This window comes from Streptomyces olivochromogenes (assembly GCF_001514115.1).
GTDB classification, from domain to species: domain Bacteria; phylum Actinomycetota; class Actinomycetes; order Streptomycetales; family Streptomycetaceae; genus Streptomyces; species Streptomyces olivochromogenes.
The window spans coordinates 133259-146548 of the sequence record NZ_KQ948469.1; the positions used below are offsets into that span (position 1 = coordinate 133259).

At 70.4% G+C, this 13290-nt stretch carries 9 protein-coding genes; 1 reads left to right on the plus strand and 8 read right to left on the minus strand.

Annotated elements, in window-relative coordinates:
* Positions 1 to 5 precede the first annotated feature (5 nt).
* Positions 6 to 1397: an NAD(P)/FAD-dependent oxidoreductase gene (locus AQJ27_RS38490; protein WP_096240254.1), complete on the minus strand. Its 1392-nt coding sequence runs from the start codon at positions 1395 to 1397 to the stop codon at positions 6 to 8.
* Between the two features lie 226 nt (positions 1398 to 1623).
* Here AQJ27_RS38490 and AQJ27_RS38495 point away from each other — a divergent pair, with 226 nt between their 5' ends.
* Positions 1624 to 2049, plus strand: coding sequence for a hypothetical protein (locus tag AQJ27_RS38495; RefSeq protein WP_067379463.1), 426 nt, complete (start codon positions 1624 to 1626; stop codon positions 2047 to 2049).
* A 4-nt stretch (positions 2050 to 2053) separates the two neighbouring features.
* On the opposite strand, the gene AQJ27_RS38500 is transcribed toward AQJ27_RS38495, so the two are convergent.
* The 7 genes from AQJ27_RS38500 to AQJ27_RS38525 form a co-directional block, all read right to left on the minus strand.
* Positions 2054 to 2521 carry an SsgA family sporulation/cell division regulator gene (locus tag AQJ27_RS38500; RefSeq protein ID WP_079065555.1) on the minus strand — a complete coding sequence of 156 codons (468 nt, stop codon included), beginning with the start codon at positions 2519 to 2521 and terminating at the stop codon, positions 2054 to 2056.
* A gap of 102 nt (positions 2522 to 2623) precedes the next feature.
* Positions 2624 to 2785, minus strand: coding sequence for a hypothetical protein (locus AQJ27_RS56710; protein WP_159064499.1), 162 nt, complete (start codon positions 2783 to 2785; stop codon positions 2624 to 2626).
* A 112-nt stretch (positions 2786 to 2897) separates the two neighbouring features.
* Positions 2898 to 3551 carry a BON domain-containing protein gene (locus AQJ27_RS38505; protein ID WP_067379469.1) on the minus strand — a complete coding sequence of 218 codons (654 nt, stop codon included), beginning with the start codon at positions 3549 to 3551 and terminating at the stop codon, positions 2898 to 2900.
* A 146-nt stretch (positions 3552 to 3697) separates the two neighbouring features.
* Entirely contained in the window at positions 3698 to 4711 is a 1014-nt protein-coding gene (locus tag AQJ27_RS38510) for a LysR family transcriptional regulator (RefSeq protein ID WP_159064500.1), read from the minus strand.
* A 54-nt stretch (positions 4712 to 4765) separates the two neighbouring features.
* Positions 4766 to 7438: an AAA family ATPase gene (locus AQJ27_RS38515; RefSeq protein WP_067379475.1), complete on the minus strand. Its 2673-nt coding sequence runs from the start codon at positions 7436 to 7438 to the stop codon at positions 4766 to 4768.
* Between the two features lie 111 nt (positions 7439 to 7549).
* Positions 7550 to 10267, minus strand: a complete 2718-nt coding sequence (locus AQJ27_RS38520; protein WP_341866132.1) for an AAA family ATPase — start codon at positions 10265 to 10267, stop codon at positions 7550 to 7552.
* 155 nt (positions 10268 to 10422) lie between these two features.
* The gene (locus AQJ27_RS38525) at positions 10423 to 12891 is read right to left on the minus strand and encodes a lysylphosphatidylglycerol synthase transmembrane domain-containing protein (protein ID WP_159064501.1); all 2469 of its coding nucleotides are present in this window, start codon (positions 12889 to 12891) and stop codon (positions 10423 to 10425) included.
* Positions 12892 to 13290 lie beyond the last annotated feature (399 nt).

A 13290-nucleotide genomic window follows, 5' to 3' on the forward strand; every position in this document is an offset into this window, starting at 1 on the left:
GACGCTCATGACGCCTGTCGTGTCCTAGCGGGCTTCTCGGGGTCGGCGGCGGCGTGGGCCTCATCAGTGGTCGGACAGGCGTCGGTGTGCTCCATCGCCCGGATCGTGCTCGGCTGTCCGGCCAGGAATCCGGTGCGGACGAAATCGTCCCCCGCCACCGCGTGCAGCATCCAGTTCGTGGCGACGCGGATCCTGGCCACGAGCGTGGGAAGGGCCAGCAGGTGGTAGCCGCGCGTCACCAGCTGTGCCGGAAGGCCGCTGAGCGGGATGCCCAGCGGCCGGGCGACGGAACCCAGCCCGCCCAGATCGACGACCAGGCCGAGATCGCGGTGTCGGTACTGGCTCGGACTCCGGCCGCGCAACCGCGCGGCGACGTTGTTTCCGGCCGTCCTGCCCTGCCGCAGGGCGTGCTGCGCGGTGGGCGGGCAGATCGCGTCCCCGCCGACGGCGAGGTCCGGTACCGCGGCGGCGTCGCCCAGGGCGAACACCTCGTCGTGGCCCGGCAGGGTCAGCTCCGCGGTGACCGCGAGCCGCCCGCGTACGGTCTTCGCCCCTGTCGACGCAACCAGCGGGCTTGCCGCGACCCCCGCGGTCCACACCAGGGTGTGGGTGGGAAGCCGACGCCCATCGGTGAGTTCGACCCACCCGGGCCCGGCCGCTGCCACGCTCACACCGAGGGATACCTCGATGCCGCGCCGTCGCAGCCGGGCCAACGCCTTGTCGCCCAGTCTCGGGCCCAGTTCCGGCATCAGCCGGGGTGAGACATCGACAAGGAGCCACTCGATCGACTCCCGGCTCAGCCCCGGGTAGCGGTAGGTCGCCGCGACGGTGAGCCGCTGGAGGTAGGCGGCGGTCTCGGTGCCCGCGTATCCGCCGCCCACGACGACGAACCGCAGCCGCGCGTCCCGCTCCGCCGGGCACACGGCGGCGTCGGCCAGGTCGAGTTGGGCGATGACGTGGTCGCGCATGGCCACGGCCTCCGCCAGGTTCTTCATGCCGTGGGCGACTTCCGGCACGCCGGGGATGTCGAACGAGCGCGTCACGCTCCCGCTGGCCAGTACCGCGATGTCGTATCCCTCCCGGACCTCCTGATCGTTGATCAACCGCACCGAGCACTCCCGGGAGTCGAGGTCGACACCCAGGGCGGTGCCGGGGACGATCCGGGTGCGGCGCAGCACCCTGCGCAGCGACACGGCGACCGACTGCGGTGTCAGCACCCCGGCCGCCACCTGCGGCAGCAGCGGCAGGTACAACTCGTAGTCGAGCGGCGTCACCAGGACGATGTCCGCCTCGTCGGCCTTCAGTACCCGTTCCAGCCGACGGGCGCAGGCGACGCCCGCAAAGCCGCCGCCGACGATCAGGACACGCGGACGGGCCGGGTTGATCGGACTGGTCATGACACTTCCTCCGAGCGGCTGAACGGCCCAGGCGGCCGAGAGCCGCCATCGTGATCCGGGTGGGGAGACAACGGCTTCCGTCGTGTGACGCAAACGCCTACCGCGCGACGGGAAGGGCCTGGATGACCGCCGTACGGCCTGTCGGACAGTCGTCCGACGGAAGCCCGACAGGTCGTCGGCCGCCTGGCTTCGGCATCATGAGAAGAACGGAACGAGTGACCTCTCCATGACCGTGGCCGTCAAGTCCGGCGACCGCCGGCTTGCTTGTGACATCTCCACCGCCCTGCGTGCCCGGCCCCGCGTGTGCCTGCCGCGACCGGGGCAGGAAGCACGCGCGGAGGCATTGCTCGTCCTGGCCACGGAGCTCGACGAGGAGGCGCTCGCGCTCATGCGCGGTGTGTGCGGGGAACACGGGCAGCCGCGCATCGTTCTGGTGGCCCAGTACGTGGGGCGCGCCCAGCTTGTGCGGGCAGTGCGTCATGGACTGGTCGACGTGCTGTCCCGGCGCACGGGGCTCGACCAGATCGTCCTCGCCCTGTTGCGTACCCGCGAGGGGCGGATGTGCCTGCCCGAATCCGCCCTTGTCGATGGCCTGGCTCTGCGTCATCGAGCCCAGGCCATCGACGGCGTGGCAGCCTACTGGGCACCGTAGGCCGTCAGCGGTCTCCCTGTGCCAGAACGTGCGCGAAGGCCTCGTCCCAGTCCATCGAGAGGCCTTCCGTGCCGAAGGGAACGGATCTGAGCGTCTCATCGAGCCAGGCGCGCAAAGGATCGACACGACCTTCGAGGAGTGCCACGTCGGTCCGTCCCTGGAGAAACATCCAGAGGCTGTCCCCGCCATGGTGCCGGCACGGCGGCCAGATCCGTATGTCGCCGTCACCGCTCGGTCGGTGCAGGCCGGTCACGAGCAGGTCTCGTGAGAGCACCCAGGTGACGGCGCCCCCGACGTCGTTGAAGAATTCGACGCGCACTTCGAGGGGCTGGGCGTGGTCGTAGCTGAAGCGGGCCTGGATCGGCAGTGTCTCGTAATGGGACACGTGCCGCCACATCCTCAGGGAGAGATCCGCGCAGTCCTGTTCTGAGGAACGTACGTCCCTGTCTGGTTCGTTGTGCGAGCGGGCCATGTGTTTCCCTTTCTGTGGTGAGCTGTGCCGGGGCGCGTGAGCAGCGCCCCGGCGCGGCCTGCGGGTGTACCCCTCGTGCCGCGCCGGGCAGTCGACCCCTCGTCAGGCGGCCGGGTTCTTCAGGCTCCGCCACTGGTGGACGACGATGTAGCCGAGCAGTGCGTAGCCGAACAGGTGGCCCGCGGAGCGGGCGAGCCGGTGGCGCGGAGCGGTTCGCGGAACCGGCCGGTGCCCCTGCTTCGTGGGTCGAGCCGCGTCGTGCATGGCGTGCCGTGCCTCTCGGTCGGGTTCGGGTGGTCCTGAGAAGAGGAGCGGGCCGGTCCCGCGGGGTTTCCCGAAGGACCGGCCCTTGTGAAACTTCTGACGCGGCTCGGTGTCAGCCGGTGATGTACAGGTCGTCGCGTACGTCGTAGACGCCTGGGGCCATCCAGGCGGCCGCGATCACGGCGTCGTGCTCCGCCGATGTGCGGACATGACCGGTGAGGACCACCGTGTTCCCATCGGTGGTGACCACGACTTCGCTGTCGTCGAGGATCAGCGCGTTGCGGTCCAGCGCGTCCGACACCAGCAGGGTGACGTCGACCGGGTCGGCGTCGTCGGAGATCTCGATCTTGTTCTTGATACCGCGGACTCCCGTGAGTCCGGCGACCGCGTCCTCCGCGGCCCGCCGCTCCGAGCCGTACCGGACAACGCCGGTCAGCTTCAGGTTGCCGTTGCTTGCGGTCGCCTCGACACCGACCGGCACGGCGATGTTCATCAGCAGCACGCTGTTCGCCGTCTCGGCCAGCGTCGCGTCGTCCCGCTCGTGCACGGGCGGCAGTACCACCTCCAGGTTGTTGTGGACCTTGGTGACGCCGGCCACACGCTGCGCAGCGGCGGCGGCTTCCAGGTACTGGAGGTAGCTCGGGACCGTGCCGGTGAGCCTTACTTCCCCCGCCAGGTTGTGAACGGTGATGTCCGTCGCGTCCACCAGCGGGTCGAAGACGAGTTCCGCGTCGACCGACTGGCGAATGTCCTTTGTCTTGCTCATCGGGGGAATCCTTCCGTTCCAGCGAGAGCGGCGAATTTCCGCTTCGGCATCAGTTCACCGTGAAACCTCGGTGTCGGTAAAAGCGATGTGGGTGATTCTGGTATTGGTCTTCGCCATGGATTCCATGGCAGGGACCGGGTAGCGGTTCAGGCGGCAATCTTTTCGGCGGTTTCGAAAAGTACCTGCTGCAATTCACGGGGGAGGTCCGTGCTCCACACCAGACCGGCGGTGGCGGTCAGCGGGGACCCCTCGACGCGCACGGGCACCATCTCGTGCCGGCCTGCGTCCGCCGTCGACTGCGGAGCGAGCCCCACCAGGCGGCACGGCCCCGTCAGGACAGCGCTCGGCCTGCTCCCGGTCGCGGCGAAGGCCAGCGTCATGGGCAGCGACTGCCAAAAGGGCAGGTCGGTGAAGTCGAAGGACGGGTTCCTGGTCCGCAGTACCGAGCGCCATGCGTCGTACGTTCCGGGGTCGGCGTGCCGAGGACCGTGGATGATGTGCATGCGGGCGAGTTCGTCGAGGCCGATGGCCCCGTTCGCCGCCCCCTGGTGCCGTGCCGGAATCCAGACATCGGGTTCGAAGGACCCGATGTCCATCACGTCGAGGGGGTCCGGCAGCGCACGGTTCTCCAGGCCCATCCAGCCCAGAGCGGCGTCGGCCCGCCGCTGGAGGATCGAGGAGAAATCGGCGTCCAGCGACGTCTCCAACCAGGTCACATCGACCTCGGGGGCCGCGGATCGCAACCGCGAGACGACCTCCGCGGCGAGCGAGGGCGGCAAATGCGGCTGGACGACGAAACGCAGGCGCGACCGGCCAAGACCCGCCGCCTGTCGGGTTCGACTGACGCCGTGATCGACGAGGGAGAGAACGGCCCGGGACTCCTCCAGCAATACGGTGCCGGCTTCGGTCAGCCGAACTCCTTCACGCCGACGCTGCAACAACGGCGTGCCGACGAATTCCTCCAGCCGCCGAATCTGCTGACTCAGTGTCGGCTGCCCGACATACATGCGCTCCGCGGCATGTGTGAAGGTTCCCGCCTCGGCCACTGCCACGAAATAGCGCAGATGGCGCAGTTCGACACCCTGAGGTGCCGAATTATCAGAATCGAGTGAGGAAATCGATCCGTTCTCGGCTTTTTCCATGCAGTCCCATCCGGCCACTCGAGAGAAGCGGACTCATGTCATGCTGCCGGAGGCCCCGCTGCCGGGCTTGCGTCATCCGACTGCCGCGATGTCCTCACCGGGGGTGTCGGGCCGTCCCCTGCCGCGATACATCGCCACAACCGCCCTGCGCAGGTTGAGCCGCTCGGCGATCTCGTCGTCCGCAAGCCGCAGGGCGGACAGCTCGGTGATCTGTCTCAGCCGCTCGGCGGACGACTCGGGCCAGTCGATCGGGGCGCCCGTTGCACGCAGTTCGAGTCGTGCCTCGTCACCACACGGGAGCGCGCCGATCCGGTCGAAGGTGGACTGCGCCGAGGTCAGCAGCGACCGCGCCTCATGGACCCGATTCTGGCGGCGCAGCCATGAGCCGTACGCCAGTTCGACTTTCGCGCCCGCATAGGGCCAGTGGGACAGATCCTGCCGCAGCGCCGCCAAGTAGAAGTCCTCGGCGTCCTCGTCGGCGGCCAAGACCGCACGGGCGTACAAGAGGTGGACATGCAGAAGCGGCGACGGCGTCTCCCGTGCGATCACCTCCAGCTCCGCCACCAGCTCTCGGGCGTCTTCTCGGTGTCCGGCGCGTACGGCCGCGTCCGCAAGGAACATCAGGCTCGCGAAACCGTTCCGCTGGTGGAAGCTGGGTTCGGCCGGATCGAATATCGCCCGCAACGTCCGGTAGGCGTCCCGGTTCCGCCCGGCCGCCAGTGACACCAGTCCACGGGCGAGTTGAAGCATTGACAGCATCACGTTCCGACCGCGGGCCTCTCGCAGTTCGGCCTCGATGGCCAGCCGCTGTGCCTCCTGCGCATCACCGACGAACGCTCTCAGCAGGACGTCGCACACCAGCTGTCCGGCTCCCCACGCCGGCTGCCCCGTCTCCGCTGCCAGCCGCTTCCCCTCCTCGGCCATGTCAGCCGCCCGCACCAGGTCCCCGAGGAGCACGTGCGTCACCGACTGCGTGGTCAGCACCTGCGAGAGGAGTCCCAGTCGGCCCTGCCGGCGCAGTATCACCTCTGAGCGGGCCAGCAGCTCGGTAGCCAGGGCCATGTGCCCCACCCCGTGCGCGGCCATGCCCATGACCCGCAGTGCGTCCCCATCGTCACCAGGAGGCATCCCGGTCAGTGCCTCGACGACCTGCCGGGCGCGCAGCACCGGTTCCACCGCCGACAGGGCCGCGAGGTAGCGCGGGTCACCCGCTGTCTCGGGCAGCCGCTCGACGCAGGCAACGACACGCGCCCGGGCGGCCGGCCCGGTGTCGGCCCACCAGCATCGCAAGGCAGCCGCCAGGAGAAGGTCGAGCGACAGATCGGGATCGGCAGGCGCGGACCGAACGGCGAGGTCGCACAACTCGTTCACGCGCGCGGCGCCCCCGGGCGTGTGGTCGAACATCTCACCGAGCCATTCCATACGCGCCCGGTCCAGGTCGGTCAGGTCGGTCCTGGCAGCCGACCGCAGCAACTCGTGGACGATGTCCTCCCGGCCCATGCCGAAGGCGTGCCCGGCCGCCACCAGCAGCCGGTGCCCACGCAACGCCGACCAACTCGTCAGCTGTGCCGACCGCTCGAGATCGTCGATCGCCGAGAACACCGCGCCCCGGCTCAGCGCATGCGCGGCATTGGCCTCGAGAGCGTCGGCGATCCGGTCGTCGGGACCCACAATGAACTGCGCGCTGTGCCAGGTCCGCCGGTACACATCGTCCAGTGTGTCCGCCAGCGCCCGGTGGGCCGACTGGTGCCGGGCCAGGCTTTCGGCCTGCAGGATTCCCGAACGCATCAGGGGGTGCAGGAAGGCGACCCGGCCCTCTTCCACGGTCACCAGTCCTACCGCCTGCGCAGGGTCGAACACCTCAGGAGGGACCGGTTCGCCGCGCAGGGCCGAGGTCCCGGCGATGATTTCGGCAAGGTCGTCCGCCGGGTCGACGGCCGCGACGAGCACGGCGTCCCGGGTCGCCGAGGGCAGTTCGGCCCCGCGCCCCGCGAACGCGTGTTCCAGCCGGTCGGACAAGGTCAGCGGACGCAGTCCACCGGAGGGCAGTGCCGCCAGCGCGATCGGCAACTCGCGCAGCGCCAGCGGATTGCCCAGCGCCTCTCGCCGGATGCGCCGTTGCTCGGCCGGAGTCAGGCCAGGAGCATGGGCGGACAGGATCTGCGCTGCCGCATCGTCGTCCACGCCGCTCACGGTCAGCTCCGGAAAGCCGGCGTGGAGGAACGGGCCCGTATGTCCACGGCGCATCACGGCAATGATCACCACGGGTCCCGCCACGCGTCGTCCGACGAACGTCAGCACCTCGTGCGACTGCGGATCCAGCCACTGCACATCGTCGGCCAGTACCAGTACCGGCCGGTCGGCCGCCACGGCCGCCAGCAGGTCCACGACCGCCAGATTGATCAGGAACGGCTCCGCCGGTGGCGAGCCCTCGACCAGGCCGAACGCCGCCGACAACGCTTCTCTCTCATGCCGCGGAAGCAGCGAGACATGATCGAGCACCGGACCGACCATCTGGTGCAGTCCCGCGAAGGGAAGCGTCGCCTCGCACTCGACACCGGCCAGCCGCAGTATCCGGAAGCCCCGGGCCCGCCCCCTGGACTCCGCCTCATGCAGCAGCGACGACTTGCCGATACCCGGGTCCCCGAGCATCAGCAGCACCGCACCGCTCGGCGGCGTACGTTCGAGGAGTCTCGCCAGCACAGCGGTCTCCCGCTCTCTTCCCACCAGCTCCGCCGCGCCCATGGCTCACTCCCAACTCCCCGGAGCCTCCACGCTAATCACTCCGCACCATCGGCGGCTTGCGTCGTTTGACTGATCCCGCCCACGCATCCGGCGGTGCGGCGCGCGCTGGTCTCAGTGGTCGCTCACGGCCGGTTCCTGCGGCTTCAGCAGCGGCGCCAGCTCACCGCGAGAGGTGATTCCGAGCTTGGGGAAGGCTCTGTACAGATGTGCGGCGACCGTACGGTGTGACAGATGCAGTCGTTCCCCTATCTCCCGGTTGGAGAGCCCTTCCGCTGCCAGCCGGGCGATCAGTTTCTCCTGGGGTGACATCAGTTCCGTGACGGACGGAAGCGGGTTGTCACCTGCCTGAGCAGCGTTGCGGCCCGCCCAGTCGGAGGCTCCGATGAGCTCGAAGGCGGTCCGCGCCGAGAGCAGCATCGTGCGCGACCGAGCGGCCTGCCGACGGCGCCGCAACCAGTGTCCGTACGCGTGTTCCGTATGTGCCTTGACCAGCGGCCAGCGGCCCAGGTCTTGACCCAACGCGACCATGTACAGTTCCTCGGCCTCCGCGTCGGCGGCGAGCACGGCTCGCGCGTAGGGCAACTGGACGTGCAGCAGCGGGGCGGGCGTCATGCGTGCCGCTTCCTCCAGGACCGCGAGTATGTGCGCGGCTTCATCACGGCTGTTGCCACGATCCGCCGCCATGACGAACGGCATCACCGCGGCGAAGCCCTGCCACCGCAGGCCCTCGTGCGGCGGGTCGAGGAGCGGCCGCAGCTCTTCGAACGCCTCGGTGTACCGTCCCTCAGCGAGCCGCGCCACACCACGGGCCAGCCGTAGCGTCGGGACGAGATCGGTGCGCTGCCATGCCGCCACGGTGTCGGCCAGCTCCACCGCGCGCTCGGCTTGCCCGCGCAGTGCGGCGGCGACCGCGTCCGTGCCGGTGAGAGCGGCGACCAAGTTCGGCTGTCGAGTCTCGGCGAGAATCCGGCGTGCTTCCTCGGTGAGATGAGCGGCACGCGACCAGTCCCCGAGCAGCAGCAGGTCGGCGGCTTCGGTGAGGAGTGTCTCCGACAGCAGACCGAGTCGGCCCTGCTCGCGCAGAATCGGTTCTGCCCGGCCGAGCAGGTCGACCGCGCGGACCGGATCGCCGATCGCGTGCGCGGCCATGCCGAACAGCCGGAGACCGTCGGCGTCGGGGAGGTACCACACCGTCTCGTTCGAAGGCAGCCGGTCGGCCACCGCCCGGCCGTGGAGCACAGGTTCGGTCAGCGCCAGAGCCGCGATGCGCCGTGGGTCGCTCGTGCCGGTCAGCCGCTCGGCGGCCGCGACGATGCCGGCACGCAGAGCGGGGTCGGCACCGGTCCTGTGAGCACGGAGCGCCGCGCTCAACAACAGGTCGAGAGCCGGCTGGGGATCGCCGGCCGACAGCTCGGGGATGTCCCGCACGCGCGTCCGGGCCGGACCGGGCCGCGGGTCCGCGTCCGAGATGTCCCGCAACCACCATGCCTTCGCCCGGTCCGCGTCGCTGAGCTCCTGACGTTCTGCCTCGTCTATCAGGGAGTGGGTCAGGTGTGTGCGGCCGAGACCGTACGCATGCTCGGCCGCCCACAGGAACCGATGGCCCCGGGTGGCCGAGTCCGCGGTGAGCTGCGCCGATCGCTCGAGCGCCCAGATGGCCGCGACGACGCCGTGACGCCGGAGCAAGGAAGCGTGAGCATCCGCCAGCTCGTCCGCCAGCTCGTCGTCGGGGCCGTTGACGGACTGGGCACGATGCCAGGTGCGCCGGTCCGGGTGCTCGGCCAGCACCTGCGCCATGGCGGCGTTGGCGGCCTGCCGGCGGGCCGGGGTCTCCGCTTCCAGCACCGCGAACCGGACTACGGGATGGAGGAAGCGCAGTGTCGTCCTGTCGAGTCGTATCAACGAGGCCTCGACCGCGTGGTCGAGCAGGTCCACGGCAACGGCGCCCCCTGCCAGGACGGAGGCGGCTGCCAGGATCTCCGAGAGGTCTCCGACCTGGTCGACGGCCGCGGCCAACAGGACGTCTCTGGCCTGCGCCGGCAGCTCGCCGAGCCCGGCCGCGAACGCCGTCGCCAAGGCGGAGCTCACCGGCAGGTGGGCCCACAAACCCGGCGGCCCTGCCGGGCGCCACGCTGCGGGGAGTTCGACCAGCGCGAGCGGGTTGCCGAGCGCCTCCCCGAGTATCCGCTCCCGAACGGCGGGAGGCAGCATGGCCGCATGACGGGCCAACAGCCGTCGCGCCGAGGGCTCGTCCAGCACCGGCACGTCCAGTACGGGCACATCCGGCATGTTCCGTCCTCTGCGGAGTGCGACGAGGATGACCACCGGGTTGTCGCTCGCCCTGCGGGCCATGAACGCCAATATGTCTCGGGTTGGCCTGTCGAGCCACTGCACGTCGTCGACGATCACCACCACAGGCTGCTCGGCCGCCCTCGTGGTGATCAGGTTGAATGCGGCCAGGGCCACCTTCAAGGGCTCCGGCGGTGCCCCGGAACCGATCTGGAGGGCCGTACGCAGGATCGCGCTCTGTTCCGCGGGCAGGGCGTCCGCCGTGTCGAGGACCGGCCCCAGCAACTCGCGTAGACCGCTGAAGGGTGCGCCGCCGGAACGCCCGGCAACCTCCAGCATCTGCCATCCCGCCGTCCGGGCGCGTTCGGCCACGGCCCGCAACAACGCGGACTTACCGACACCCGGGCCGCCCTGCAGTGTCATGGCACCACCGGCAGCGGGCAGCCTTCCCATCAGTTCCTGCAGGACTCTCAACTGCTCGTCGCGGCCAAGGAGCCCGCCCTCGTACACGCGTCTCCCCAGTCTTCCGGTAGGCTCCACGCCTTCTCGGCGAGATCGTAGGTGAACGACGGCGGCAGGGCTTGAGTCATGTGACCGGACCCAGAACCACACAGCGTCGATACCGAGCCCACGCAGCGTACGACGCGCGGGTGCGCCGTGAACACCGCGTCGCCGCGCATCGCCGAACTCGCACGTCAGACGTAGCCTCGCCGCCGCACCACGCTCAGGGCCAGGGCGCCCAGCGGGACGTTCAGCCAGAACGTGAGCAGCCGGTACACGAGCACGGCCGATGTGGCCGCCCCGGCCGCCACGCCGAGCGTCGTCAGACCGGCGACCAGTCCGGCCTCCAGCGCGCCGAGACCGCCCGGCACGGGAGCCGCGTTGGCGATCAGGCGGGCCGCCATGTACGCGGCACCGACCTGGATGAAGGGAAGGTCGCCGCCCAGCGCGTGGAGGCTCATGGCCAGGCCGACGATCTGGATGAGGGGCAGGCCGAGAGCGCCGGTGACGCCCACGACGACCTTGGCCGGTTCGGCCGCGATCCCGGTGACGGTCGACCCTGCCGCGCGCAGGAACGGCCATACCTTGTCGTGCAGGAAGCGACGGCCGGGCGGGGTGAGGAGGAGTAGACCCCCGGCGGCGAGCGCCAGGGCGATGGCCCACAGAACATACCGGCTCGCGTGCAGGTCCAGATGCACTCCGCCGTGGCGCCGTCCCGCCCAGGCGAAGAAGACCGCGGCGACGACGGCGTTGGAGACCGCACCGGCAAGGCTCTGCAGCCCGACGGAGGCCGTGGCGGCCCCGGTCTCGATACCCGTCTTCTGCAGGTAGCGCAGATTGAGCGCCATGCCACCCACGTTGCTCGGGGTGATCCGGTTCAGGAACGAACTGGCGAACTGCACTTGGTAGGTGGGGCCGAACGGCAGCCTGTCCGGGATGGTGCCCCATTGCAGGCAGGTCGAGAACGCCTGCGAGACGAAGGTGACGGGCAACACCGCGAGTACCCACCACCAGTGCGCGTCGCGCAGCGCGTCGACAGCCGCGGGAGCGTTGGCCAACTGCGGCAGCACCAGGTGGAGAACCAGGAACGCGCCCGCCAGGCCCAGGGCGCTCTTCCACGTGAAGCGAGCCAGATGCGCGAGCGGAACCTGCGGCGCGCCACCGGCCGTTCGGACCTCGACGGCGAGATCACTCAGCAGACTGGGGCGACCTCCGGCACGCAGCGTTCGCCGTCGGGCACTCTGTCCGGCCGCCCGTGCGCGGGCTTGGTCGTACCGGGCGACCTCACGTCGCGCAGGGCCCATCAGCGCCAGCGGCTGCAGATACGGCAGCGCGGTCGCCAGCAGTTCCGGTCCCAGGCCGGCCAGTGCGCACGCGGTGGCACGCTGGGGGCCGATCCGTACCGCGGTCGTGGCCAGCAGCTCGGCGATGTCGCTGCCGAGCACCTCGGGCGGAGCATTGAGCTGGGCGCGCGCGAACGCGGAGAGCCGGCTCTCACCGTCCGATTCGACGAGGACGTGCTCCGGGCGCAGTGCCCGATGTCCCAGTCGGTGCTCCTGGAGGCGGGCCACGGACGTCCACACCCCGATGAGGACGTGGTCGGTCGTCTCCTCGTCCGTCAACGCGGACAGCGGACGGGCGTCCTTCTCGACGGTCGCCACGAGCGCGCCGCCGCCGGCCACCGGATACGCCATGACGGGTTCGTCCACCCGGGCGCCGGTGCGGGCCGCGAAGACCAGCATGAGGAGTTCGTGCTCGGCTGCCCCGAGCGGTGACTGGGCGGTCGCGTCGGCCGGGTGGCGCAGGAGCGTCCGTCGGGCGAGCCGGTGGAACAGATCACGGTTGTGGTCCTCGGCAGCGAGCACCCGTACCGCCACCCGGGAACCGGCGGTGGTCTCGGCTCGGTAGAGGGTCCCCTCACCAGGACTCTGCCCCTCCGAGGGCAGCTCACGCAGGGTGGCCACGGGGATTCCGGAGACGACGAGGGCGTCGGCGACCGCCTGCGCCGCCGGGCGGTCGGCCGGAGCCCCGGCCAGCAGCAGCACGGCCGACCCGGCCGCGCCGCCCACGGCGAGTGCGGCGACGGCATCCAGCGGCACGATCCCCGCGGCGGCGACGCTCAGCACGGCACACGCGAAGGTCAGTGACCACAGCTCCCGCCGCCGACGCGCCCCGAGCCATGGGCCCGCCGCGCAGGCCGCCGCCGCGCAGGCCGCCAGGTACACGGCCGACGGCCAGCCCGCCTGCACCAGACCACCCCGGCCGACCAGCACCTCCGGCCACGCGTCCGGCCTGCTGCGCACCAACGCCAGGTGCGTGAGCGACCACGCGACCAGTGCGCCCAGCGCCGCCGCGGGCACGACCCGCATCACCGGCTCGACCCGCCGCCGTACGCACCACACCGCCAGGGCGGCGATCGGCGCGAGCATGGCCACCACCTGCACCGTTCCCACGAGACCGTCCCGTAGAGCCGAAGGCAGCGCGGTCGCCGTGCTGAGCAGTCCCTGCTGCACAGCACGGGCGACATCGCGCGTCGCGACCGCCAGCAGCACCGTCACCACCAGTGCGGCCAGGGACACCAGCAGCCGCCACAGATCGGCCGCCCGGCGGACGGCCCGTCGGGGCGGAACATCGATCACCGGCGCCAAGGAGCCTTGCGACATGCCAGCGGCCTCCGAAGCCGACTGGCTGCCATGGTCTTCGATCACTTTGATCACGCGGCTCCTCGTCGACAGGCCGAAAGCGAGGATGCGGCACCCGCACCCCCCTCCAAGCCTCCTCCCCCACTCGGGCGGCACCGATGCTGTCTCCGGAACGTGGTTCGCGCATCCGTCACATGACTGCACTGCGTCCTGTGACGGTCCGCCGCCACGCGTTCACGGACCGGTCCGCCTGCCGGCACGCAGTGCCGAAGTAGGGACCGCAGTCGGATGACGGATCCCATCCGGGCCGGCCGCCCCTAGCGTCCGATGGGGAGAAAGCGCCCTCGAGCAACGTCGGACGCACCGGCGCGCAGGCCTCGCCTCTCCCTCGCTTCCTGTCAGGAACGAGACAGCACCCCA